A 22,914-nucleotide genomic window follows, 5' to 3' on the forward strand; every position below is an offset into this window, starting at 1 on the left:
CGGAGGTCGCGATAGAAGGGCGACCCTCATTTCGCCGACACAGATTACGGGTGTTGCTTTGACGCTTCTTTCCATCTCCGCCCGCATCGCGCAGGAACTGAACGTGCGCGAGGCTCAGGTCACCGCCACCGTCGAATTGCTGGACGGCGGCGCGACCGTTCCCTTCGTGGCGCGCTACCGCAAGGAGGCGACCGGCGGATTGGACGACACCCAGCTGCGCACGCTGGACGAGCGGCTGAAATACCTGCGCGAGATGGAAGAACGCCGCGGCGCGATCCTGAAGAGCATCGAGGAACAGGGCAAGCTCACCGAGCCGCTGAGGGCGCAGATCGACGCCGCCGATTCCAAGGCGCGGCTCGAGGATCTCTACCTGCCCTATAAGCCGAAGCGCCGCACCAAGGCGCAGATCGCGCGCGAGGCCGGGCTCGAGCCGCTGGCCGACCTGCTGCTCAGCGATCCCACCAAGAAGCCGGAAGACGAGGCCGCCGCCTTCGTCGATGCCGAGAAGGGCGTCGCCGATGTGAAGGCGGCGCTCGACGGCGCGATGCAGATCCTGATGGAGCGATTCGCCGAGAATGCCGACCTGGTCGGATCCTTGCGCGATTTCGTTTGGAGCCATGCCAAGCTCACTTCGAAGCTGGTCGAAGGCAAGGCGGAAGCCGGCGCCAAGTTCTCCGATTATTTCGACGCCTCGGAGCCGATCGCCAAGATCCCCTCGCATCGGGCCCTCGCCTTGTTCCGCGGCCGCAACGAGGAGTTCCTGACCTTGTCGCTGGTGCTGGACGAGGAACCGAAGGGGAAGGAACTCGGGCCCTGCGAGCGCACGATCGCCACGCGCTTCGGCATCATCGACAAGAACCGGCCGGCCGATGCCTGGCTGCAGGAAGTGGTGCGCTGGACCTGGCGGGTGAAGCTGAAGCTGCAGATCGACGTCGAGCTGATGACGCGGCTGCGCCAGGCCGCCGAGACCGAGGCGGTGCGGGTCTTCGCCGGAAACCTGAAGGATGTGCTGATGGCGGCACCCGCCGGCGGCCGCGCGACGATCGGCCTCGATCCCGGCCTGCGCACGGGCGTGAAGGTCGCGGTGGTGGCGGCGACCGGCAAGGTTTTGGAGACGGCGGTGATCTATCCGCACGAACCGGCGCGGAAGTGGGATGAATCGATTGCAATCCTGGCTGCTTTGGCGGCGCGGCACAATGCCGAGCTGATTGCGATCGGCAACGGCACCGCCTCGCGCGAGACCGACAAGCTCGCCGCGGACCTGATCAAGCTGCACCCGCAGCTGAAGCTGACCAAGATCGTTGTCTCGGAAGCGGGCGCCTCGGTCTATTCGGCCTCGGAATATGCGTCGAAGGAGCTGCCGTCGCTGGACGTCACCCTGCGCGGCGCGGTCTCGATCGCCCGGCGGCTGCAGGATCCCCTGGCCGAGCTGGTGAAGATCGACCCGAAATCCATCGGCGTCGGCCAGTACCAGCACGACCTCAACCAGTCGCAGCTGTCGAAGTCGCTCGACGCCGTGGTCGAGGATTGCGTCAACGCCGTCGGCGTCGATGTGAATCTGGCTTCGGCCAAGCTGCTGGAGCGGGTGTCGGGCCTCAACGAGGGCCTGGCGCAGAACATCGTCGCCCATCGCGACCAGCACGGCCCGTTCCAGTCTCGCCAAGACCTGCTGAAGGTGACCCGGCTCGGGCCGAAGGCCTTCGAGCAATGCGCCGGCTTCCTGCGGGTGCGCGACGGCGCCGATCCGCTGGATTCGTCCGGCGTGCATCCCGAGGCCTATCCGCTGGTCCGCAAGATTCTCAAGCACTTGAAGTCCGAGATCCGGGCGGTAATCGGCGATGCCAGCGCGCTGCGCGGCATCCAGCCGGAGCAGTTCGCCGACGAGACTTTCGGCGTGCCGACCGTGACCGACATCCTGAAGGAGCTGGAAAAGCCCGGCCGCGACCCGCGCCCTGAGTTCAAGACCGCGCATTTCAAGGATGGCGTCGAGGAGATGAAGGACCTGCAGCCCGGCATGCTGCTGGAGGGCGTGGTCACCAACGTCGCCAATTTCGGCGCCTTCGTCGATATCGGCGTCCATCAGGACGGGCTGGTCCACGTCTCCGCCCTGGCCGACCGCTTCGTGAAAGATCCGCGCGAGGTGGTGAAGCCCGGCGACATCGTGAAGGTCAAGGTGCTGGAGGTGGATCAGAAGCGCAAGCGCATCTCCCTCACCATGCGCCTCAGCGACGAGGCGATGAAGCGGCCCGCCGGGCCGGGCGATCGGGCGCTGACCCAGCGCGACCGCCAGCATATGACGGAAAAGCCGAAGGCGGCTGCTGCCAAGGCGCCCGACGGCGCGCTCGCGGCCGCGTTCAGCAAGGCGGGATTTGGTGTACGGAAATAGCCGCGTTCAGGATCCGGCAGCGCAGGTTTCCGGGCCGGATATCGCCACCCGGTAGATGATGTCGAGATCGTTGGCCCAGGCCGACATCATGCAGTCGGTGTTCGGCTTCCTGAACTGGTAGAAGATCGTGCCGTTGAGGAAGCGCGTCTTGCTGACCGGCGTGCCCCATTCCTCGCGCGTCGTGAAAACGGCCGAGCCGATATACTTATGGCTCTGCATGGCGCCGTACTGGGTCGACGGCGTGCAGGCCGTCACGGCCAACGCCAGGATACCGATTGCAATCCACCGCCGCCGCTTCACGCACCGCTCTCCGTTTCAGCCTGGGCCTTAATCTACACCCTAACGGGCAGCCTGACTCACCGCCTCGCCGGAAAGCCATACACCCTTGAATGAGGGCCGGTTGATTCCCCAGCCTTCTGGCCCGACGCCCCCTGCCGGCAACGGGCCGAAGAAATGCAGGCTAATGGTGGCGGCCGCCGCGACGATGATCGCCGCGGCGGCCAGCACGCGCAGGATACGGCCGAGCGGCCGCCGCCGTTTCGGGGCTTCCAGGCTCACGGCTGGGGCGCCTGGCTCGCACCCATGGCGCCGACCGGCATCTCGATCTTCAGCTTGCCCGCTTTCTCGAAGCTGAGCTCGACCTCGACCAAGTCGCCCGCCTTCAGCGGATGCTTCAACTGCATGAACATGATGTGGAAAGATTTCGGCTGCAGCTTGACGCTGCCGCCGGCGGGAATCTCCAGGCCGCCGGCGAGTTCCCGCATCGCCATGACGCCATCCTTCATGGCCATCTCATGGATCTGGGTGACGCCGGCGATGTCGCTGGCGGCGGCGACCAGCCGGTCTGGCGCGGCACCGGCATTGTTGATCTGCATGAAGCCCGCCGCGACCTCCGCCCCGTTCGGCGTCGCGCGCGACCAGGGCGCGGCGACGGTGATGTCGCCCAGCTTGAAGTCCGCCGCCTGGGCGGCCGCGGCGCCCGCGAGCAGCAGCAGGACCAGAATGAAGCAGCGCTTGGTTGCTTGAGTGATCGTCCGAATCATCGAATGGCTCCTATCGTGAAATGCTTTGGTGCAGTGGCGGGCCGCGGCGCGAAGGCCGCGGCCCGATCGCCCAGCTAGGCGGCGGTAACCCGCGCTTCCTTCAGCCGCTTGGGCAGCAGGAGATCGATCACCGCGAAAGCGACGATCGCGATCCCGGTCAGCGGGAAGGCGATCGCGACCGCGAGGCCGATGACCAGGATCCCGCGCGGGATCCGGTAGTCGCTGGGATAGCGCGGCGCGCCGAGCGTGCCGGCCGGCCGCCGCTTCCACCACATCACCATGCCCGAGACGCACATGAAGACCACGAACAGGCAGTAGACCGTGTTCAGGATGGTGTTCCAGAGCCCGAGGTTGCCCTGGTGCAGGGCGATGCCGACCGCCATCGCCTTGCCGCCGAGGCTGTAATCGGCGTAGCGCACGTCGGCCAGGATCTTGCCGCTGTACTGGTCGATATGCACGGTGCGATCGCCCATCGGGTCATGGGTGTCGCCATCCATCGAGTCCGCGGAGATCGTGTAGACGCCTTCCGGCCCGCTCGGCAGGTTGATGCGGAACTGCTCGTCGAAGCCGATCGACTTCGCATAGGCGGCGACGCTGTCGAGATTGACCATGCCCATCGGGATGCCCTGCTTGCCCGCCTGCGAGCCGGATTCCGGCATCGGTGTCTGCTCCAGCGCCCAGGGCACCTCCTTCATGGCGCCGTGGTTCATGCTGGCATGAGTCTCGTCGGAAAGCGGGACATTGTCCCACTTCGCCGCCGGGAAGGTGCTCCAGGCCTGCACGAACTGCGCGCCCCAGACTCCCGCCCAGGACAGGCCGGAGATCAGGAAGAACAGCAGCACGATCGAGAAGTAGAAGCCGCCGGTCATGTGCAGCTGCTTCCACAGCAGGCGGCCGCGCAGCGAAAGGTTCGGCACCAGTGCATCGGCCCAGCCGCGCGCGTTGCGCGGCCACCAGAGATACAACCCGGTCAGCACCAGCACGATGCCGAGCCCGGCCGCGATCTCCTGCAGCCGGTCGCCGAAATCGCCGAGCAGCAAGGTGCCGTGGATATGGTCGGCCCAGTAGAACCAGGTGTCGTCCTTGACGATGATGCCCAGCACCTTGCCGTCATGGGGATCGAGCGAGACGACGTTGTCCTTGTCGTCGGCATTCACCAGGAACACGCTGGAACGGGTGTCTTCCGCCGGGCTGACGAAGAGCCGCGTGGTGCCGCCGGGGATCGCCGCCTGCGCCGCGGCCGCCTGGTCGACGATGCTCAGCCGCTCGCCGCCGGGGGCGACGTGATATTTCTTTCCGAGGAAAGTCTCGACCGAGTTGCCGTAGACCATGATGAGGCCGGTGACGGCGAAGACCAGCAGGAAGGGCACGACGACGAGGCCGGCATAGAAATGCCAGCGCCAGATCGCGCGATAGAGCATAGGCAGGGACGGCGCCATGGCGGGCGCGGTCCCGGTGCGTTCGGGATTCATCTCTCATCTCCAAAAAAAGAAGGGTACGAAGCAAAGCGGCGATCAGGCCGCTTGCGGTGGCCCTTGGGAGAAGAGGTCGGAGGGATAAAGGGAAAGCGGTGCAGGGTCGGCGTCGCCCGGCCCTTGCGGCATGGCCATCGACGTCGCCGGCGGCGCGACGGTGATTCCACCGTCGGCAAGCGTCGCGACCGGCGCATGGCCGCCCATCGCGCAGCTCGGGCCGCAGAGCTGGCATTTCTGTTGATGCTCGGCCGGGCTGGCGGGCGCTTCGTCGTTCTGCGATCCGCTCGGCCCGCAGAGATGCGCCTCGAGCATCGCCTGCAGCGGATCGGCGACCGCCGCGAAGGCGGGCAGCAGCGTGCTCAGCAGCAGCGCATAGGCGGCGATCAGGCCGATCGCAAACCGGTGATGGCGAAACCGTGCGATCATGCGCGGCAGGCCCCGGGGCGGGGAGCGTCTTGCGGCGGGTTGCACGGGTAGAAGGTGGCGCAGAGTGTATAGGCCTCGGGCAGGTCGACCTCTGCCGGCGTCGCGCGCCGCAAGGCGAGCTCCCCGGGCAGCAGATGGGCATGCGGCCCGTCCGGCGACTGGCCGCCGGGTGCCGGGATCGGCGTCATCACTTCGATCCGGCCGAGCGGGGTTTCGACCACGCGGGTCGGGTTGTGCTGCAGCAGGGTTCCGCCGCAGCGCCGCAGCACGGCCTCGGGCGGCAGCCCGGTCGCACCGCGCAGCACCGCGTCGAGCGCCGGATCGGCGCTGCGCAGGAGGAAGCGCATGTGATCGCGGCCCAGGCCGAGATCGAACAAGGTCTCGCCGCGATGCGCGGGCTGGATCGCCGCCGCATCGGGACCGCAATCGGTCAGCAGCAATCCCGGCGCGGAAACGTTGCGCGGGCGCGGGATGACGACGAGGATCGCCCGCACCCCGCCCGCGACGCTTGCATCGCGCCATTGCAGCGCGCGGAGATCGCCGCGCGGCGTGAAGCGCAGGGCACCGCGCGCGGTGACCGCGCGCAGCTCGGTCTCGACCGAGACTTCGGCCGGCTCCTCGGCGTCGAACATGAACGCCGCGCTCGCGCCGTGGCAGCCGGCCACCCAGGTGCCGCTGCGCCGGACCAGCGTGTCGGCGATGAAGCCGGCAACTTCGTCGGGCAGCCAAGGGAGCCGCGTGACGGCGATGCCGAGTTGCACGATGCGCGGCGGCAGCGCGGCCCAGATCGCGCGCTTCCGCTCGTTGCCCGCCTTCGACCATTCGCCGATCTCGGCCGACGAACGCGCGCAGCCGAGACAATAGCCGCTCACGTCGTCGAGCGTGCAGATGCCGGTGCAGGGCGAGCCGATCGGTCGGACCTCGGTATTCATGGCGCGCAGCCTAGCGCCTGATAAGCCGGCCCGCGAGTCGCATCTTGACCGGCAGGCCGCGTCTCTCTACCAAGAGCGCCGATGGTTCCTCGCGACAAGGGGATGACCTTGGCGCGAGGATAATAGGGAACACGGTGCGATGCCGTGGCTGCCCCCGCAACTGTAAGCAGTTCGTCGAACATCCACGCGGCTCAGCGTTCAAGACCTGGGCCGCAGCCACTGAGCGAAGACTCGGGAAGGCGGATGTCGGCCAAGACCGCGAGCCAGGAGACCTGCCATCACCTGTGCAACCCTTCTTGCCGGCGGGGCGTCCGGAGAAAGAAACCATGATCCGCGCATCACTGCTCGAGCGTTCCGCCGACAGCCTGGCGGCGCTGTTCACCGCATCGACCAAGAACAACGGCGCACTGCGCCTCGACGTCCTGCGCTGGGTGCTCGACCTGCCGCCGGAGATCGACCCGGCGCTGGCCGCGCAGGTGCTGATCGGGCGGCAGTCGCGCGGGGAAGGCGAGCCCTTCTCCGATTTCGCCCAGGCGCTGATCGGCGAGATGGGCCGGGCCGACCGCGCCCGCCTCGCCGCCATCCCGCGGACCCGGCGCCGCCATGCGGCGCGAACAGAGCCGCCGGCGCCGCAATGCGGCGCGAACTGAACCGATTGAGTCGCTGCCGCGCCAAGTTCCGGCCTTCGCGCCGGATTGACGCTTTATAGGCCGAATCCCTATAATTCGCGGCGATGGTGCCCCGACGGATGAAGTCCAGGGGCTTAAAAGGGAACACGGTGCGGACGACCCAGAAGGGGCCAATGCCGTGGCTGCCCCCGCAACTGTCAGCGGCGAGCCGAGCGTCACTTATGACCACTGGAGGACCCTTAGATTCAAGAGGGGCCGGGAAGGTCGGCGCAAGGCGGAGACCCGCGAGTCAGGAAACCTGCCATCGGGAGTGAGACCTGCAACCGCGCGACGGGGATGTCGCGCCAGATAGGAGACTTTCGATGACCACGACCACGCAGACCCGCACCAACACCGCCACGATCTCCGCGACCCGCTCGAAGACCCTGATCGCCGCCAGCATGGCCGCCTTCCTCGGCGTGTTCATGATCTGGGGCGTTGGCTTCTCGCATATCGCGGCGGCGCATAACGCGGCCCACGATACCCGCCATTCCAACGGCTTCCCCTGCCACTAAGGGGCTAGTCACATGCAGATGTTTCGGCGGCTGTTCATCGCAGCCGCGAGCGCCGGACTATTGTCCGGGCTCTTCGTCACGCTGGTGCACAACGTGACGACAGTCCCCGTCATCCTCCAGGCCGAGGTCTTCGAGAAAGCTGCCGAGGCGCCGGCACCCGCTGCCGGCGCCGCGGCGAATACCGCAGCGACGGCGGAAGCGCAGGACCACGATCATGCCGCCGCGAATCATGCCGCCGAGGGCCATGCGCATGACGGCGACGCGTGGGAGCCGCGGGACGGGTTCGAACGCACCGCTTTCACCGCCTTGGCCGATCTGCTGACCGGCATCGGCTTCGCGCTGCTGCTGATCGCCGTCTATGCGGTCTCCGGCCGGGCGATCGATTGGCGCCAGGGCGTCTATTGGGGTCTCGGCGGCTTCGCGGTCTTCATTCTGGCCCCCAGCATCGGCCTGCCCCCGGAGCTGCCCGGCAGCGCCGTGGCGGATCTCACGGCACGGCAGATCTGGTGGGTCGCGACCGCGGTGCTGACGGCAGGCGGTCTGGGCCTGCTGTTCTATGTCCGGGAGCCGAAGCCGCTCTGGGTCGTGGTCGCCTTGGCCATGATGGTGGTGCCGCATGCGATCGGCGCGCCGCAGCCGGAGGAATACGCCTCGGCGGCGCCGGAAGCCTTGGCCCATCGCTTCCTCGCCGCCACGATGATCGCCCAGCTGCTGTTCTGGGCCGTCCTCGGCGCGCTCAGCGGCTACTGCTACAAGCGGTTCGTCGCGCCGGCGGCCTGATCGCGGGTAAGCCCCGGCACTTGGTGTCGGGGCTTACGCCTTTTCGAAGCCGCAATGCCGCATCACGAAATCGGCGATCGCGCCGATGTCGTTGAGGTCGATCACCGGCAGCCTCGTCTCCGGCTTCGGCCCGTCCACCAGCACGGCGACGATGTTCGGGTCTTCGGCGGCCAGCAGCGGCTTGCCGTTGGCCTCGCGCCAGATCTCCAGCTTGTCGTGGCCTTCGCGCTTGAAGCCCTCGACCAGCAGGAGGTCGACCTCACTCATATGCTTCATGAGTTCTCTCGAGTCCGGCTCCGGCGCGCCGCGGTGCTCGTGCATCAGCGCCCAGCGGTTGGCGGAAGCGACCAGCACCTCGGTGGCGCCGGCCTCGCGGTGGACATAGGAGTCCTTGCCCGGCGTGTCGACGTCGAAGGCGTGATGCGCGTGCTTCATGGTGGAGACGGTGATGCCGCGCCGGATCAGCTCGGGGATCAGCTTGGCCAGCAGGGTGGTCTTGCCTGCCCCGCTCCAGCCCGCCAGGCCTAGGACCTTCACTTCTTCGCGTCCGCGCGGTCGTCTTCGGCCATGTGCTTGATGCCGACCCGGAAATAATCATAGCCAGTGACCAGGGTCAGCGCCGCGGCCAGCCACATCAGGGCTTCGCCGATGAGCTGGACCGGCCAGCCCGGCATCACGTCGCCGACGATCAGGAAGCCGACGGCGACCATCTGCATCGTCGTCTTCCACTTCGCCATCATCGAGACCGGCAGGCGAACCTTCAGCTCGGCCAGGTACTCGCGCAGGCCGGAGACCAGGATCTCGCGGCAGAGGATGATCAGGGCCGGCAGAACGACCCAACCGGAGATCTGGCCATGGGCGGTCATCGACATCAGGATCGCCGCCACCACCAGCTTGTCGGCGATCGGGTCGAGGAAGCGGCCGAGCGCCGAGACCTGGTCCATCCGCCGGGCGATATAACCGTCGAAGAAATCGGTGATACAGGCGACCGCATAGAGGATGAAGGCGATCCAGCGCAGCCACGGCTGGTCGAAGAACAGCAGGGCCGCGATCAGCGGGATCGCGGCGATCCGCGACAGCGTGAGGATATTGGCGATGTTCGTCATGGTGCTTGGCGCACGTCTTCTTCTCGGTTCCGGGAGAAAATAGCAGGTCGGCTTCGCCCTGTCACAGGGCGGAAATGCGGCGAATTATCCGCCATGGAAGTGGTCGTAGATCTTCTTCGCCACCGCCTCGGAAACCCCCGGCACCGCCGAGAGGTCCGACAGCCCGGCCTGGGAAACCGCCCGGGCCGAGCCGAAATGCAACAGCAGGGCCTTCTTCCGCTTGGCGCCGATCCCCGGGACGTCGTCCAGTATCGAATGCCGGATCTCCTTGGAGCGCTTGGCCCGGTGCGCGCCGATCACGAAGCGGTGCGCCTCGTCGCGCAGGCGCTGCAGGAAGTAGAGTACCGGGCTCTTGGGATCGAGGCTGAACGGCTCGCGGCCCGGCATGAAGAAGCGCTCGCGCCCGGCATTGCGGTCCGGCCCCTTGGCGATCGAGGCCACGCAAACGTCGCCGATGCCGAGATCGGCCAGAACCTGCATCGCGGTGTTGAGCTGGCCCTGGCCGCCGTCGATCAGCACCAGGTCCGGCCAGAGGCCCTTGTCGCGGTCGGGATCCTCTTTCAGCGCGCGGTTGAAGCGGCGGGTCAGCACCTGGCGCATCATCGCGTAATCGTCGCCCGCCTGAACGGATTCACGGGTCACCGGCGGCCGCGCGGGATCGATGGTCTCGATCACCTGCTCCAGCGAGGCATTGGGCTCGACCTCGAAGGCCGGCATCGGCGCCTCACTCAAGCCGTCCGGTGCCGGCGTCTCGGCGTCGTCTTCCGCCTCTTTCCGCGTCACGTCGCGGATCGAGTATTTGCGATACTGGTTCTTCATGAAGCCTTCCGGCCCGGCGACGATCATCGCGCCATAGGGATTGGTGCCGGAAATATGGCTGTTGTCGTAGACCTCGATCCGCTTCGGCGGCTGTTCCATCTTGAACAGCTCGGCCAGCGCCGCGAGCAGCCGGGTCTGCGAGGCGGATTCCGCCATCCGGCGGGTCAGCGCATCCTTGGCGTTCAGCAGCGCATGGTCGAGCGCCTTGCGCTTGTCGCCGCGCTGCGGCGCCAGGATCTCGACCTTGCGGCCGGCGCGCAGGGTGAGCGCCTCGGTCAGCAGCTCCGCCTCGGCCGGGATCTCGTTGACCAGGATCAGCTTCGGCGGCGTCTTGTTCTCATAGAACTGGCCCATGAAGGCGGCGAGGATGTCCTTCACCTCGGCCTGGCGGTCATGGGCCGGGAAATAGGCGCGGCTGCCGTAGTTGCTGTTGTTGCGGAAGAAGAAGACCTGCACGCAGCTATGGCCGGACTCCTCCTGATGCGCGGCGATGATGTCGGCCTCTTCCACATTCTCCAGGTTGATGTCCTGGCGGCTCTGGATCGCCGCCAGGGCCTGAATCCGATCCCGGAGCCGCGCCGCCTTCTCGAACTCCAGCGCATCCGAAGCCTGCTGCATCTCGGACGAGAGACGCAGCTTCACCGCATCGCTCTTGCCGGTGAGGAAGGCATGCGCCTCCTGGACCAGGCCTTGGTAGTCGGCCTCGGTGATCCGGCCGACGCAGGGCGCCGAGCAGCGCTTGATCTGGAATTGCAGACAGGGGCGGGTCCGGCTGGCGAAGATCGAATCCGAGCAGGGCCGCAGCAGGAAGGCGCGCTGCAACGCGACGATGGTGCGGTTGACCGCGCCGGCGGAGGCGAAGGGTCCGAAATACTCGCCCGGCCGGTTGCGCGCGCCGCGATGCTTCGCAAGTTGTGGCGCCGGATGATCGCCGGTGATCAAGATATAGGGGAAGCTCTTGTCGTCGCGCAGCAGCACGTTGTAGCGCGGCATGTAGCGCTTGATCAGGTTCGCTTCCAGCAGCAGCGCTTCCACCTCGGTATGGGTGGTGACGAACTCCATCGCCGCGGTTTCGGAGATCATCCGTTGAATGCGATTGGCCTGACGATACGGCTGGGTATACGCCGTCACGCGCTTCTTCAGGTCGCGCGCCTTGCCGACATAGAGAACGTCGCCTTTCGCATTCATCATGCGATAGACGCCGGGGCTGTTCGGCAAGGTTTTGACCTTCTCGCGGATCACGCCGGCGCCTTGGGACAGCCGCCCGCGCGCGGCGCGCGGCGCTTCCGTTGAATCTTCAGGCGATTCCGTTTCGGTCCAATCGGTGCTCATGCTGTTCGGGATATAAGCTGTTCCAGAGCATTTTTCTGGCGGCAGCAAACCTCAACGTCGTTTTCCGGACTTTTACGCCGCGACTCCCGCGTTAACCAGGACGGATATCCCCCATTTCTGTGGATAAGTCTGTCGGTAATCTCCCGCCGGTTTGACGCGGCTCAGGGATTCCGCCGATCTCCGAGAAATGCACAGAAAACGGGCAGAAACGGCAAGGGCTTGATCTATATGACCTTATTCAGCCCGCCCTGAAATATCCTGGTCATAAAGCGGACTCCGCTCTTGACTCGCGGGGGCGTTTGGGACTCCCGCCGCCATGTGAACAACTTGGCTCAGGAATCTCCGATTAGGGGTCTGATACAATTAATTTTTCACTGTCACGGCGTTGTCGCGGTTCGGTCTTTCCCGCACCGCATCAACCGGCACTCAGCGCGGGTTGCGGACCCTTTCGATCTCCACGCCGACGCTCTCGGCTTCCGGGAAGACGTCGAGCTTCTCGATCCGCACTTTCGCAGATTGCACACGGCGATCGACCAGACAGGCTTGCGCGATGCGGTCGGCCAAGGTTTCAACCAGGTTGATATGGCCCTCGTCGACGATGGCACGCACCTGCTCGACGAGATCGGCGTAGTTCACGACGTTGTTGAGCTCGTCCTTGATCGCCGGGTGCTCGGTGGCGATGAGCTCGAGATTGATGCGCACACGCTGGGTGCCCAGTTTCTCGTGCTGATAGACGCCGATCCGCGCCGGCAACACCAGGTCGCGGACCAAGACCTTCATCATGCGGGATGCCGCAGTCGAGGGATGCGCGGCAATTTTCTCGGCCTGGGTCATGCGGTTAGAACCCTTCAGTCGCTCAGATGCTGCCGCACTCTGGGGCCGGCCCGACCATCGGGCGAATGGAGAAGCCGCACTCTGGGGCTTCCGTGCAGGGGCTGCCGGCCCGCTGCATGCCATCATTATAGTGTTTTGCCCCGCCCGAGTCCCGTCCACTGTCGCCCACGGTTATCCTCAAAGCGACCGGCTCCACTCTCATACCGGCGAATCGCCGATTACTCGCGCGGCATGAAGCCCCCGCCGCGCTATTCGCGCGGCATGAAACCCTTGCTGGATTGCTGCCAGCCCAGGTGCTCGCCGCCGTCGAGCGCGATCATCTGCCCGGTCATCGCCGGGGCGGAGAGGATGAACCGCACACCGGCCGCGATTTCTTCCGGCGTCGCGCCATGGCCCAGCGGCACTGCCTTGGTCTGGGCCTCGAACTGCTCTGCGGTCTGCCGCTCACTGGCCATAGTCGGGCCTGGCCCGATCCCGTTGACGCGGATGCGCGGCGCCAGCGCCAGCGCCAAGGTCCGGGTCAATGTCCAAAGCCCCATCTTGGCGACGGTGTAGGACAGGAAGTAGGGCGTGAGCTTCCAGACCCGCTGGTCCAGCATGTTGACGATGTTGCCTTCGGCGCCCTCGGGCAGCTGTTTCGCGAAGGCCTGGCTGAGGACCAGCGGCGCGCGCAAGCCGGTCTCGATATGCCGGTCCCAGCTGTCGCGTGTCACGGTGTCGACCTTGTCCATCTCGAAGACGGAAGCATTGTTCACCAGGCAGGTCAGCGGCCCGAGCTTCTCGCGCGCCCGCGGGATCAGCCTCTCGACCTCGGACTCCTGGCCGAGATCGGCCTGCAGCACGACGGTGCGGCAACCGAGCGCGCGAATGTCTTTCGCGGTCGCCTCGGCCTCGGCGAGCGAGCTGTGGCAATGCACGGCAACATCCCAGCCGTCGGCGGCGAGGCCGAGCGCGATGGCGCGCCCGAGACGCTTCGCCGCCCCGGTGACCAGGGCTGCCTTGATGGGGGGTGATTCAGGCATGGCCGGAGCATGGCGGGCGAAGCCCAGCGAGGCAAGCGGCAAAGCATGTTGAAATCGCTGGCCTTTCGGAGGAGGCTCGCCGGACCTGCTTGACGCAAGTCAAAGCACTCGACGGCGGATTCGGATCACATCGGCCGGACAACTGAGCGAGTACAGCATGCGTCTGGTCCCCTTCGTCATCCTGGCGGTGATCGCCGCCGTCGCCGCAGCCTTTTTCATCCGCTGGCAGGCCGATCAGGCCGACGCGATTCCCGCCGGCCTGGCCCGCGCCAACGGCCGGATCGAGGCGGAGCGCGTCGCCGTCGCCACAAAATATGCCGGGCGTGTCGCCGAGATCCTGGTCAAGGAAGGCGACTTCGTCGAGCGCGGCGCGGTGATCGCACGCATGGACACCGCCGAGCTGGTGGCCGAGATCGCCGCCGCCAAGGCCAGGGCGCAGCAGGCGGTGCAAGGCATCGGCCAGGCCAAGGCACAGCTGCTGATGCGCCAGGCGGAACTGAAGCTCGCCAATGTCGAGCTGCAGCGCGCCCAGACGCTCAGCAAACGCGACTACATCTCCGCCTCGACGGTCGACCAGCGCCAGGCGCAGCGCGATGTCGCCGCGGCGACCGTGACAGCGGCGCAAGCCGCGATCGGCGATGCCGAGGCGGCCCGCGATGCCGCCGATGCCTCGGTCGCGCAGCTGCAGGCGGTGCTCAACGACATGACCCTGGCGGCGCCGGTCTCGGGCCGCGTCGAATACAAGCTGGTGCAGGCCGGCGAGGTTCTCTCCGCCGGCGCCTCGGTCGTCTCCCTGCTCGATCTGACCGATGTCTATATGACGATCTTTCTGCCCACGCCCGACGCCGGCCGTGTCGGGCTCGGCTCCGAGGGACGCATCGTGCTCGACGCCGCGCCGGACTATGTGGTGCCCGCCAGCGTCTCCTTCGTCGCCGCCGAGGCGCAGTTCACGCCGAAATTCGTCGAGACCGAGAGCGAGCGCGAGAAGCTGATGTATCGGATCAAGCTCAGGATCGACCCGAAGCTACTCGAGACCTACCGCGACTATGTGAAGGCGGGTCTCACCGGCGATGCCTATGTGAAGGTCGAGGCTGCTGCGGCCTGGCCGGACGCGCTCGCGCCGAAGCTGCCGCCGGCACCCGGCAATGCCGCTCAATAGCACCGAGGCCGGCCCGGCGGCGCTGCGGATCGACGGCCTCTCGCATCGCTACGGCAAGACCGTCGCGCTCGACGCGATCGCGCTCGAGATTCCGCAAGGCGCGTCGGTGGCCCTGGTCGGGCCCGACGGCGTCGGCAAGTCGACCCTGCTCGGCGTGGTCGCCGGCGCCAAGCGGATCCAGGCCGGCCGGGTCGAAGTGCTCGGCGGCGACATGCGCGACCGCCGGCACCGGCGCAATGTCGGCCCACGCATCGCCTACATGCCCCAGGGCCTCGGCCGCAATCTCTACCCGACGCTGTCGGTCGCCGAGAACATCGACTTCTTCGCGCATCTCTTCGGCCTGGATCCCGCGGCACTTTCCGAACGTCGCGCCCGCCTGCTGGCGGCGACCGGCCTCGCGCCCTTTCCCAACCGCCCGGCCGGCAAGCTCTCCGGCGGCATGAAGCAGAAGCTCGGCCTCTGCTGCGCCCTGGTGCACGATCCCGACTTGCTGATCCTCGACGAGCCGACCACCGGCATCGATCCCTTGTCGCGCCGGCAGTTCTGGGAGCTGATCGCCACCATCCGCGAAATGCGCCCGAACATGACCATGCTGGTCGCGACCGCCTATATGGAGGAAGCCGAGGGTTTCGACCACCTGGTCGCGATCGACCAGGGCCGCCTGCTGGCCGCCGGCCCGACCCGGGCGGTGATCGCGGCCACCGGCGAAGCGCATCTCGATGCCGCCTATGTCGCTTTGCGCCATCGCGGCGCCGCCCCGCCGCCGCCGCTGGAGATCCCGCCCCGCGTCGCGCATGACGGTGCCCCGGCCATCGTCGCGGAGGGACTGACCCGGCGCTTCGGTGACTTCGTCGCGGTGGATCATGCGAGTTTCCGGATCGAGCGCGGCGAGATCTTCGGCTTCCTCGGCTCCAACGGCTCCGGCAAGACCACCACGATGAAGATGCTGACCGGCCTGCTCGCCGCCAGCGAAGGCAAAGCCGAGCTGCTCGGCCATCCGGTCCAGGCACAGGACATCGCGACCCGGCTCAAGATCGGCTACATGTCGCAAGGCTTCTCGCTCTATGAGGAGCTGACCGTGCGCGCCAACCTCGCGCTGCATGCCCGGCTCTATCGCATTCCCGCCGCCGCGGTGAAGCCGCGCATCGATGCGGCGCTGCAGCGCTTCAAGCTCGAAGACGTGGCGGATTCGCTGCCCGGCAAGCTGCCGCTCGGTCTCCGGCAGCGGCTCCAGCTCGCGGCGGCCTGCCTGCACCGGCCGGAGATCCTGATCCTCGACGAGCCGACTTCGGGCGTCGACCCTGAAGCGCGCGACGACTTCTGGCGCCTGATCCTGGAACTCTCGCGCAACGAGGCGGTCACCATCTTCATCTCCACCCATTTCATGAACGAGGCCGAGCGCTGCGACCGCATCTCCCTGATGCATCGCGGCCGCACCCTGGCGGTCGGAACGCCGGCGGAGATCGTCGCCGCGGAGGGCGCCGACAGCCTGGAACAGGCCTTCATCCAGCAGATCGCCCGCGCCGATCCGGAGGCCGCCGGCGCGACGGCGGCGCCGGCGGTCACGCGCAAGCCGGCACGTTTCCCGCTGCCGGCTTTCCTGCAACGACCGTTGGCCTTCGCCCGGCGCGAACTGATTGAGCTGATCCGCGACCCGGTGCGCCTCGCCTTCGCCTTTCTCGGGCCGATCTTCCTGATGATCACCTTCGGCTTCGGAGTCTCGTTCGACGTCGATCGCCTCACCTACGCCGTGCTCGACCGCGACCGCTCGCTGGAGAGCCGGACCCTGCTGGAGAACTTCCAGGGCTCGCGCTACTTCCTCGAGCAGCCGCCGCTCTACGCCGAGACTGAGATCGACCGGCGGCTCAGATCCGGCGAGTTGAAGATGGCGCTGGAAATCCCGCCGGATTTCGGCCGCGACCTGCTGGCCGGGCGCCAGCCGGAGATCGGCGTCTATCTCGACGGCAGCATGCCGTTCCGCGCCGAGACCATCCGCGGCTATGTCGAGGGCATCGCCGTCGATTATGTCGAAACCCGTCTCGCCGCCAGCACGGCCGCCGTGATGCCGGTCTCGATCCAGCCGCGCTTCCGCTACAACCAGGATTTCAAGAGCGTGGTGGCGATCGTGCCGGGCGTGATCATGCTGCTGCTGATGCTGATCCCCGCCATGCTGACCGCGGTCGGCGTGGTCCGGGAGAAGGAATTGGGCACGATCGCCAATCTCTACGTCTCCCCCGCCGGGATCGGCGAATTCCTGATCGGCAAGCAGCTGCCCTACCTGCTGCTCGGCTTCATCGCCTTCCTGCTGCTGGCCGGGCTGGCCGCGCCGGTCTTCGGCCTGCTGCCTAAGGGCAGCCTGGCGGCGCTGGCGCTGGGCGCGCTGCTCTATGTCGGCGCGTCGACCTCGTTCGGCCTGCTGGTCTCGGCCTTCGTCCGCACTCAGGTCGCGGCGATCTTCGCCGCCTCGATCCTCTGCATGATTCCCACGGTCAACTTCTCCGGCCTGTTCTACCCGACCTCGACCCTGGAGGGGACCGGCCGGATTTTCGGCATGCTGTTCCCGGCCTCCTGGTTCCAGACCGTGAGTCTCGGCGTGTTCGACAAGGGCCTCGGCTTCGCGCATTTCCTGCCGCAGCTCGCCGCTTTGGCCGGCTTCTTTCTCGGCTTTCTCGGGCTGGCGCGCTTGCTGGTCCGGAAGCAGGAGCGCTGACCGATGGACCTCGGCCGGCATGCCATCAACATCTTCCGCCTCGGCCTGAAGGAGATCGCCAGCCTGTCGCGCGACGTGGTGATGATGGTGCTGATCCTCTACACCTTCACCATGGCGGTCTACGACGTGGCCAAGGGCGTCCGCACCGAGGTGCAGAACGCCGCGGTCGCAATCGTCGATGACGACGGCTCGGATTTCTCGCGCCGGCTGTCCGACGCGATCCAGCCGCCCTATTTCCAGCATCCGGTCCGGGTCGGCCGGGACCAGGTCGAGGACCTGCTGAACCATGGCCGCGTCACCTTCGTGCTTCACCTGCCGCCGAAGCTGCAGGCCGATCTGCTGTCCGGCCGCCGGCCGGAGATCGCTATCGAGGTCGATGCCACCGCCATGACCCAGGCCGGCGTCGGCACCGCCTATCTGCAGAACATCGTGATCCGCACCGCGCGCGAGTTCCTGGACGACCAGGACGGCGATGCCGGCCTGCCGGCGACCGTGGTGACGCGCGCGCTGTTCAACCCCAACCTGGAATCGCTGCGCTTCAACGCGGTCATGCAGGTGCTGGAGAACATCACCATCCTGGCGATCATCCTGGTCGGCGCTGCCGTGATGCGCGAGCGCGAGCGCGGCACCATCGAGCACCTGATGGTCATGCCGGTCACTGCGGCGGAGATCGCACTGGCCAAGATCTGGGCCAACGGCCTGGTGATCCTGGTGGCGGTCGCGCTTTCCCTGGTCTTCGTGGTGGGCTGGGCGCTCGGCGTGCCGGTCTCAGGTTCGCTGCCGCTCTTCCTCTGCGGCGCGGCACTCTATCTCTTTGCGGCGACGTCGCTCGGCATCCTGCTGGCGACCGTCGCCAATTCCATGCCGCAGCTGGGCCTGCTGGCGATCCCGATCTTCGTGGTGATGAACCTGCTGTCCGGCACCACCACGCCGATGGAGGCGATGCCGGAATGGCTCGGCATAGCGATGCAGGTCTCGCCGTCGACCCATTTTGTCGCGCTGTCCCAGGCGATTCTCTACCGCGGCGCCGGAATTGAGACCGTCTGGCCGCAAATGGCAGGGATCTTTGGGCTGGGCTTGGCCTTTCTCCTGGTGGCCCTGCTGCGCTTTCGGGCCATGCTCGCCCGGCAGGCCTGACGATAGCGACCAAGGGACCCCATGAGAGAACTGGATCTGGACTGGGAGACTCTCTCCCATCCGCTTGAGCTGCTGGTGGCGCTGGCGGTCGGCCTGCTGATCGGCATGGAGCGCGAGTGGCGCCAGCAGCGCGATGCGGATGAACCCGAGGAGCATGCCGGGCTCCGTACTTTCGGCCTTTTCGGGCTGCTGGGCGGTATCGCCGGCCTGTTCGAGCAGAACGCCGCATGGCTGGTGGCGGCCGCCCTGCTCGCCGTCGCCGCGGTGCTGATCGCGCAGCGGCGCAAAGGCGACCGGAACCTGCCGCTGGAGGACGTGACCACCTTGGCCGCCGCCTTGGTGACCACCATGCTCGGCGCGCTCGCCACCATCGGCATGCCGCAGCTCGCCGCCACCGCGGCGGTGGTGATCGTCGTGCTGCTGCACCTGAAGCCGACCCTGCACCGCTGGATCGGCGCGCTGAGCAAGGACGAGCTCCGTGCCGTGCTGCGCCTGCTGGTGATTTCGCTGGTGATCCTGCCGGTGCTGCCCGATCGGGGCTACGGGCCCTATGAGGCGCTCAACCCGCGCAAGATCTGGTTCTACGTGGTGCTGATCTCGACGCTTTCCTTCGCGGGCTATCTCGCGATCCGGGTGCTGGGACCGAAGCGCGGCTACCTGGCGACCGGCTTGTTCGGCGGCATGGTGTCATCGACGGCGACCACGGCGGCGCTGGCGCGGCTGGCCAAGCAGGACCAGAAGTCGGTGGCACCGCTGGCCGCCGGCATCGCGCTGGCCAACGGCGTCAGCGTCCTGCGCATGCTGGTGATCGTCGTGGCGATCTACCCGCCCCTCGCCGTCGCGGCGGCCTGGCCGCTCGGCTGCTTCGCGCTGGTCGCCCTCGCCTGTGCGCTTCTGCTGTGGCGCTTCCAGAGCGGACGCGGCGAGGGCAAGGCGATGGAAATCGCCAATCCCTTCGGCATCGGGCCGGCGATCAAGCTCGCCGCGATCCTGACCACGGTCCAGCTGCTCGCGGCCTTCCTGGAGGACCGCTACGGCCAGGCGGGGCTGCAGGGCCTGGCGGCGATCGCCGGCCTGGTCGATGCCGATGCCATCAGCCTGACCGTGGCACGCAGCGCTGCCGGCGGCGCCGAGATCGCCCCGGCGCTCACCGCCTTGCTGATCGCGGTGCTGGCCAACGCCGTGTTCAAGTCGGTGGTGCTGTTCTCGGCCGGCGGCAAGATCGCGCTTTGGGGCGTCGGCGCGCTGGCGCTGATGTGCAGCGCCGCCGGGGTCGCCTGGCTGATCCCGATGCCGTTCGAACTGGAGGCCGATCAGCCTTCGGGCTGATGGCAGACCGCCTCGATATTGTGGCCGTCGGGGTCGAAGACGAAGGCGCCGTAGTAGTTCGGGTGATAATGCCCGCGGATGCCCGGGCCGCCGTTGTCGCGGCCGCCGGCGGCCAGTGCCGCGGCATGGAAGGCGCGCACCGCTTCCCGGGTCTTGGCGACGAAGGCGAAATGGATCGTGCCCGGCGCATCGCCAACCCCGAGCCAGAATTCCGGGCGTCCATCGGTGCCGAGCAAGGCCCAGCCCTCGCCCTCCTCGACGATGCTCATGCCGAGCGGCGTCAGGGCGGCGAGATAGAAGGCTTTGCTTTTCGGGAAGTCGGCGACGGTGAAACCGATGTGATCGATCGCCACGCTAGTACTTCCCCTTGCGTTGCCGGAATTTCGGCTTCATCCCCGCCTTGCCCGCGGTCGAGCGCGCCGAGGGCGACAGCGGCTTGCCGTCGAGCCCCATGCCGGCGCGGCCGGCCGCGGTGTTCGGGATCTCGAGGTCGATCGATTCCAGGCGCTTGATCTCGTCGCGGTAGCGCGCCGCCGCCTCGAACTCGAGGTTGGCCGCCGCGTCGCGCATCTTCTTCTCGAGATCGGCGACCGTGGCCTTGAGGTTGTGGCCGACCCGGTGCAGGTCACCGATGACGCCGGTATCCACCGTCACATGGTCGCTCTCGTAGACCGAGCTCATGATGTCGGCGATGCCCTTCTTCACCGATTCCGGCGTGATGCCGTGGGCGGCGTTGTAGGCCTGCTGCTTCTCGCGCCGCCGGGTGGTCTCGTTCAGCGCATATTGCAGGCTGTCGGTCATGTTGTCGGCGTAGAGGATGACCCGGCCCTCGACGTTGCGCGCGGCGCGGCCGATGGTCTGCACCAGCGAGGTGCGCGAGCGCAGGAAGCCTTCCTTGTCCGCGTCGAGGATGCAGACCAGGGCGCATTCCGGGATGTCCAGGCCTTCGCGCAGCAGGTTGATGCCGACCAGCACGTCGAAGGCCCCCAAGCGCAGATCGCGGATGATCTCGATCCGCTCCAGGGTCTCGACGTCGGAATGGATGTAGCGGACCCGCACGCCGGCATCGTGCAGGTATTCGGTGAGGTCCTCGGCCATGCGCTTGGTCAGGGTGGTGATCAGGACCCGCTGGCCCTTCTTCGCCACCTCCTGGCATTCGGCGACGACGTCATCGACCTGAGTCTCGGTCGGCCGGATGATGCAAACCGGATCGATGAGGCCGGTCGGGCGGATCACCTGCTCGGCGAAGACGCCGGAGGTCTGCTTCATCTCCCAGGCGCCGGGCGTCGCCGAGACGCAGATGGTCTGCGGCCGCATCCGCTCCCATTCCTCGAACTTCAAGGGCCGGTTGTCGATGCAGGAGGGCAGGCGGAAGCCGTATTCCGCCAGGGTCGATTTCCGCGCGAAGTCGCCTTTATACATGCCGCCGATCTGCGGGATCGTGACATGGCTCTCATCGACGAAGATCAGCGCGTCTTCCGGCAGGTATTCGAACAGGGTCGGCGGCGGCTCTCCCGCCTTGCGGCCAGTGAGATAGCGAGAGTAGTTCTCGATCCCGGCGCAGGACCCGGTCGCCTCCATCATCTCCATGTCGAAGGTGACGCGCTGCTCCAGCCGCTGCGCCTCCAGCAGCTTGTTCTCGGCGTTCAACTCGGCCAGCCGCAGCTTCAGGTCCTCTTTGATATGCTTCACCGCCTGGTGCAAGGTCGGCTTCGGCGTCACGTAATGGCTGTTGGCGTAGATCTTGATCTCGTCGAGATCGGCGCTGCGCTCGCCGGTCAGCGGGTCGAACTCATAGATCGCCTCGATCTCGTCGCCGAACATGGAGAGGCGCCAGGCGCGGTCCTCCAAATGGGCCGGGAAGATCTCCAGGCTGTCGCCCTTGACCCGGAAGGTGCCGCGGAAGAAGGCCGCCTCGTTGCGCTTGTACTGGATCTCGACCAGAGCGCGGAGCAGCTCCTTCTGGTCGATGCTGTCGCCGCGCTTCAGGGTGATGGTCATCGCCGAATAGGTCTCCGGCGAGCCGATGCCGTAGATGCAGGAGACCGAGGCGACGATCACCACGTCGCGCCGCTCGAACAGGGCCCGGGTCGCCGAGTGGCGCATCCGGTCGATCTGCTCGTTCAGCGAGCTTTCCTTCTCGATATAGGTGTCGGTGCGCGGGACATAGGCTTCCGGCTGGTAGTAGTCGTAATAGGAGACGAAATACTCGACCGAGTTCTCCGGGAAGAAGCTCTTCATCTCGCCGTAGAGCTGCGCCGCCAGGGTCTTGTTCGGCGCCAGAATCAGCGCCGGCCGCTGCACCTGCTGGATCGCATGCGCCATGGTGAAGGTCTTGCCCGAGCCGGTGACGCCGAGCAGCACCTGGTCGCGCTCGCCGGCCCGAATCCCGGCGACGATATCGGCGATCGCCTGCGGCTGGTCGCCCGCCGGCTGGAACTCGGACATGAGCTGGAACGGCCGGCCGGAGGTGGGACCGACCGGCAGGCGCTGCTCGACGATGACGGGTTCGGACTGAAGCGGCTTCTGCATGCGCCCTATATAGTACGGGCGGATTGCAGCGAAAAGGCAGCGGCGGCGGTTCCGGGGCCGCGCGCGCCACGCTGCTGACAGCAGGGTGGCAATTACCCCTTGCGTTGCTCCGGGGTTCTGATCGCCTTCAGGCATTCGGCATAGGTGTCGAGGATCCACTGGCGGTCGGCGTTGACCCGGTCCTTGGCCGGATTGCCGTGCAGCGTGCGGTTCTCCAGGTCGGCGACCAGCAGCATCAGGCGATAGGCCACGCTTTCCGGCGATTCGTCGGTGGGGTGCTCGGTTCCGTTCTCGGACATGCGGCTTTCCTTCGGCTGCGGGGCCTGAGTGTTAGCCGCCGAGGCCGAGCCCGTCTCTGATCCAAATCAAAGGCCGTTCAGCGGTCGGCGCGGCCCAATACCTCGATCAGCTCGGCGATCTTGGCCCGCTGCTCCTTGGGATCGCCGCTGGCGATGGCATGCTCGACGCAATGGCCGACATGGTCTTTCAGCACCAGTTCCTCGATGCGGCGCAGGGCGGCGCGCACCGCGGCGATCTGCGTCACCACGTCGATGCAATAGCGGTCCTCCTCCACCATCCGGGAGAGGCCGCGCACCTGGCCCTCGACGCGGTTCAAGCGTTTCAGGCAGTCGGTCTTGGTTTCTTTCTGCATGCCTTGACATATACCCCTACCGGGTATATTTGACAAGGGGACAGATACCCCCCAGGG

At 66.8% G+C, this 22,914-nt stretch carries 23 protein-coding genes and 2 riboswitches; of the genes, 8 read left to right on the plus strand and 15 right to left on the minus strand.

All coding sequences use genetic code 11. From position 1 onward, the window contains the following. The first annotated feature begins 58 nt into the window (after positions 1-58). Entirely contained in the window at positions 59-2,386 is a 2,328-nt protein-coding gene (locus ACYQ4T_RS24750) for a Tex family protein (protein WP_459859297.1), read from the plus strand. Between the two features lie 6 nt (positions 2,387-2,392). Here ACYQ4T_RS24750 and ACYQ4T_RS24755 read toward each other — a convergent pair whose 3' ends face one another. From ACYQ4T_RS24755 to ACYQ4T_RS24780, 6 genes are all read right to left on the minus strand, one after another. Beyond that, complete coding sequence (locus ACYQ4T_RS24755) at positions 2,393-2,686, minus strand: hypothetical protein (RefSeq protein ID WP_459859298.1); 294 nt, start codon at positions 2,684-2,686, stop codon at positions 2,393-2,395. 39 nt (positions 2,687-2,725) lie between these two features. Further along, a complete protein-coding gene (locus tag ACYQ4T_RS24760) occupies positions 2,726-2,944 on the minus strand; it encodes a hypothetical protein (RefSeq protein ID WP_459859299.1) in 219 nt (72 codons plus the stop codon). Beyond that, complete coding sequence (locus ACYQ4T_RS24765) at positions 2,941-3,429, minus strand: copper chaperone PCu(A)C (RefSeq protein WP_459859300.1); 489 nt, start codon at positions 3,427-3,429, stop codon at positions 2,941-2,943. The genes ACYQ4T_RS24760 and ACYQ4T_RS24765 overlap by 4 nt, the downstream gene beginning before the upstream one ends. A 74-nt stretch (positions 3,430-3,503) precedes the next feature. Next, on the minus strand, positions 3,504-4,901 hold the full coding sequence (locus tag ACYQ4T_RS24770) for a PepSY-associated TM helix domain-containing protein (RefSeq protein ID WP_459859301.1): 1,398 nt from the start codon (positions 4,899-4,901) through the stop codon (positions 3,504-3,506). Between the two features lie 42 nt (positions 4,902-4,943). Further along, on the minus strand, positions 4,944-5,330 hold the full coding sequence (locus ACYQ4T_RS24775) for a hypothetical protein (protein WP_459859302.1): 387 nt from the start codon (positions 5,328-5,330) through the stop codon (positions 4,944-4,946). Beyond that, on the minus strand, positions 5,327-6,262 hold the full coding sequence (locus ACYQ4T_RS24780; RefSeq protein WP_459859303.1) for a DUF1289 domain-containing protein: 936 nt from the start codon (positions 6,260-6,262) through the stop codon (positions 5,327-5,329). Before ACYQ4T_RS24780 ends, ACYQ4T_RS24775 begins: the two co-directional genes overlap by 4 nt. Positions 6,263-6,327: 65 nt before the next feature. Beyond that, a riboswitch (cobalamin riboswitch) is annotated at positions 6,328-6,556 on the plus strand. A gap of 32 nt (positions 6,557-6,588) precedes the next feature. Between ACYQ4T_RS24780 and ACYQ4T_RS24785 the strand changes: the two genes are divergently transcribed. The 3 genes from ACYQ4T_RS24785 to ACYQ4T_RS24795 all read left to right on the plus strand — a co-directional run bounded on the left by ACYQ4T_RS24785 (position 6,589) and on the right by ACYQ4T_RS24795 (position 8,225). After that, complete coding sequence (locus ACYQ4T_RS24785; RefSeq protein ID WP_459859304.1) at positions 6,589-6,912, plus strand: hypothetical protein; 324 nt, start codon at positions 6,589-6,591, stop codon at positions 6,910-6,912. 67 nt (positions 6,913-6,979) lie between these two features. After that, a riboswitch (cobalamin riboswitch) is annotated at positions 6,980-7,211 on the plus strand. 42 nt (positions 7,212-7,253) lie between these two features. Next, the gene (locus tag ACYQ4T_RS24790) at positions 7,254-7,445 is read left to right on the plus strand and encodes a CbtB domain-containing protein (RefSeq protein WP_459859305.1); all 192 of its coding nucleotides are present in this window, start codon (positions 7,254-7,256) and stop codon (positions 7,443-7,445) included. 12 nt (positions 7,446-7,457) lie between these two features. Continuing rightward, entirely contained in the window at positions 7,458-8,225 is a 768-nt protein-coding gene (locus ACYQ4T_RS24795; RefSeq protein ID WP_459859306.1) for a CbtA family protein, read from the plus strand. Between the two features lie 33 nt (positions 8,226-8,258). Here the strand turns inward: ACYQ4T_RS24795 and mobB are convergent, their stop codons facing one another. The 5 genes from mobB to ACYQ4T_RS24820 all read right to left on the minus strand — a co-directional run bounded on the left by mobB (position 8,259) and on the right by ACYQ4T_RS24820 (position 13,338). After that, positions 8,259-8,762, minus strand: coding sequence for a molybdopterin-guanine dinucleotide biosynthesis protein B (gene mobB / locus ACYQ4T_RS24800; RefSeq protein ID WP_459859307.1), 504 nt, complete (start codon positions 8,760-8,762; stop codon positions 8,259-8,261). Beyond that, positions 8,759-9,331, minus strand: coding sequence for a CDP-diacylglycerol--glycerol-3-phosphate 3-phosphatidyltransferase (gene pgsA, locus ACYQ4T_RS24805; RefSeq protein ID WP_459859308.1), 573 nt, complete (start codon positions 9,329-9,331; stop codon positions 8,759-8,761). The genes mobB and pgsA overlap by 4 nt, the downstream gene beginning before the upstream one ends. Positions 9,332-9,415: 84 nt before the next feature. Beyond that, the gene (gene uvrC, locus ACYQ4T_RS24810; RefSeq protein ID WP_459859309.1) at positions 9,416-11,482 is read right to left on the minus strand and encodes an excinuclease ABC subunit UvrC; all 2,067 of its coding nucleotides are present in this window, start codon (positions 11,480-11,482) and stop codon (positions 9,416-9,418) included. Positions 11,483-11,908: 426 nt separating this feature from the next. Next, on the minus strand, positions 11,909-12,265 hold the full coding sequence (folB, locus tag ACYQ4T_RS24815; RefSeq protein WP_459859310.1) for a dihydroneopterin aldolase: 357 nt from the start codon (positions 12,263-12,265) through the stop codon (positions 11,909-11,911). Positions 12,266-12,564: 299 nt separating this feature from the next. Next, positions 12,565-13,338, minus strand: coding sequence for an SDR family oxidoreductase (locus ACYQ4T_RS24820; protein WP_459859311.1), 774 nt, complete (start codon positions 13,336-13,338; stop codon positions 12,565-12,567). Positions 13,339-13,495: 157 nt separating this feature from the next. Here ACYQ4T_RS24820 and ACYQ4T_RS24825 point away from each other — a divergent pair, with 157 nt between their 5' ends. From ACYQ4T_RS24825 to ACYQ4T_RS24840, 4 genes are read left to right on the plus strand one after another with little or no spacing between them, the layout of a single operon-like run. Further along, complete coding sequence (locus ACYQ4T_RS24825) at positions 13,496-14,497, plus strand: HlyD family secretion protein (protein WP_459859312.1); 1,002 nt, start codon at positions 13,496-13,498, stop codon at positions 14,495-14,497. Then, entirely contained in the window at positions 14,484-17,207 is a 2,724-nt protein-coding gene (gene rbbA / locus ACYQ4T_RS24830; RefSeq protein ID WP_459859313.1) for a ribosome-associated ATPase/putative transporter RbbA, read from the plus strand. The genes ACYQ4T_RS24825 and rbbA overlap by 14 nt, the downstream gene beginning before the upstream one ends. Before the next feature lie 3 nt (positions 17,208-17,210). Next, positions 17,211-18,344 carry an ABC transporter permease gene (locus ACYQ4T_RS24835; RefSeq protein ID WP_459859314.1) on the plus strand — a complete coding sequence of 378 codons (1,134 nt, stop codon included), beginning with the start codon at positions 17,211-17,213 and terminating at the stop codon, positions 18,342-18,344. Between the two features lie 21 nt (positions 18,345-18,365). Continuing rightward, positions 18,366-19,673 carry an MgtC/SapB family protein gene (locus ACYQ4T_RS24840; protein ID WP_459859315.1) on the plus strand — a complete coding sequence of 436 codons (1,308 nt, stop codon included), beginning with the start codon at positions 18,366-18,368 and terminating at the stop codon, positions 19,671-19,673. Here ACYQ4T_RS24840 and ACYQ4T_RS24845 read toward each other — a convergent pair. From ACYQ4T_RS24845 to ACYQ4T_RS24860, 4 genes are all read right to left on the minus strand, one after another. Then, positions 19,658-20,026 (minus strand): VOC family protein, encoded by a 369-nt coding sequence (locus tag ACYQ4T_RS24845; protein ID WP_459859316.1) that lies wholly within the window; start codon positions 20,024-20,026, stop codon positions 19,658-19,660. The genes ACYQ4T_RS24840 and ACYQ4T_RS24845 overlap by 16 nt on opposite strands. Position 20,027: 1 nt before the next feature. Continuing rightward, complete coding sequence (uvrB, locus tag ACYQ4T_RS24850; RefSeq protein ID WP_459859696.1) at positions 20,028-22,121, minus strand: excinuclease ABC subunit UvrB; 2,094 nt, start codon at positions 22,119-22,121, stop codon at positions 20,028-20,030. Positions 22,122-22,297: 176 nt separating this feature from the next. Beyond that, the gene (locus ACYQ4T_RS24855; protein ID WP_459859317.1) at positions 22,298-22,504 is read right to left on the minus strand and encodes a hypothetical protein; all 207 of its coding nucleotides are present in this window, start codon (positions 22,502-22,504) and stop codon (positions 22,298-22,300) included. A 77-nt stretch (positions 22,505-22,581) separates the two neighbouring features. Next, positions 22,582-22,857 (minus strand): metal-sensitive transcriptional regulator, encoded by a 276-nt coding sequence (locus ACYQ4T_RS24860; protein ID WP_459859318.1) that lies wholly within the window; start codon positions 22,855-22,857, stop codon positions 22,582-22,584. Positions 22,858-22,914 lie beyond the last annotated feature (57 nt).

This window comes from Dongia sp. agr-C8, assembly GCF_054658695.1.

Bases quoted from the DNA above. Each gene is read 5' to 3' on its own strand.
- ACYQ4T_RS24765 (WP_459859300.1), bottom strand. From the start codon at position 3,429: ATGATTCGGACGATCACTCAAGCAACCAAGCGCTGCTTCATTCTGGTC.
- ACYQ4T_RS24770 (WP_459859301.1), bottom strand. From the start codon at position 4,901: ATGAATCCCGAACGCACCGGGACCGCGCCCGCCATGGCGCCGTCCCTG.
- ACYQ4T_RS24775 (WP_459859302.1), bottom strand. From the start codon at position 5,330: ATGATCGCACGGTTTCGCCATCACCGGTTTGCGATCGGCCTGATCGCC.
- ACYQ4T_RS24780 (WP_459859303.1), bottom strand. From the start codon at position 6,262: ATGAATACCGAGGTCCGACCGATCGGCTCGCCCTGCACCGGCATCTGC.
- ACYQ4T_RS24785 (WP_459859304.1), top strand. From the start codon at position 6,589: ATGATCCGCGCATCACTGCTCGAGCGTTCCGCCGACAGCCTGGCGGCG.
- ACYQ4T_RS24790 (WP_459859305.1), top strand. From the start codon at position 7,254: ATGACCACGACCACGCAGACCCGCACCAACACCGCCACGATCTCCGCG.
- ACYQ4T_RS24795 (WP_459859306.1), top strand. From the start codon at position 7,458: ATGCAGATGTTTCGGCGGCTGTTCATCGCAGCCGCGAGCGCCGGACTA.
- pgsA (WP_459859308.1), bottom strand. From the start codon at position 9,331: ATGACGAACATCGCCAATATCCTCACGCTGTCGCGGATCGCCGCGATC.
- uvrC (WP_459859309.1), bottom strand. From the start codon at position 11,482: ATGAGCACCGATTGGACCGAAACGGAATCGCCTGAAGATTCAACGGAA.
- folB (WP_459859310.1), bottom strand. From the start codon at position 12,265: ATGATGAAGGTCTTGGTCCGCGACCTGGTGTTGCCGGCGCGGATCGGC.
- ACYQ4T_RS24820 (WP_459859311.1), bottom strand. From the start codon at position 13,338: ATGCCTGAATCACCCCCCATCAAGGCAGCCCTGGTCACCGGGGCGGCG.
- ACYQ4T_RS24825 (WP_459859312.1), top strand. From the start codon at position 13,496: ATGCGTCTGGTCCCCTTCGTCATCCTGGCGGTGATCGCCGCCGTCGCC.
- rbbA (WP_459859313.1), top strand. From the start codon at position 14,484: ATGCCGCTCAATAGCACCGAGGCCGGCCCGGCGGCGCTGCGGATCGAC.
- ACYQ4T_RS24835 (WP_459859314.1), top strand. From the start codon at position 17,211: ATGGACCTCGGCCGGCATGCCATCAACATCTTCCGCCTCGGCCTGAAG.
- ACYQ4T_RS24840 (WP_459859315.1), top strand. From the start codon at position 18,366: ATGAGAGAACTGGATCTGGACTGGGAGACTCTCTCCCATCCGCTTGAG.
- uvrB (WP_459859696.1), bottom strand. From the start codon at position 22,121: ATGTCCGAGTTCCAGCCGGCGGGCGACCAGCCGCAGGCGATCGCCGAT.
- ACYQ4T_RS24855 (WP_459859317.1), bottom strand. From the start codon at position 22,504: ATGTCCGAGAACGGAACCGAGCACCCCACCGACGAATCGCCGGAAAGC.
- ACYQ4T_RS24860 (WP_459859318.1), bottom strand. From the start codon at position 22,857: ATGCAGAAAGAAACCAAGACCGACTGCCTGAAACGCTTGAACCGCGTC.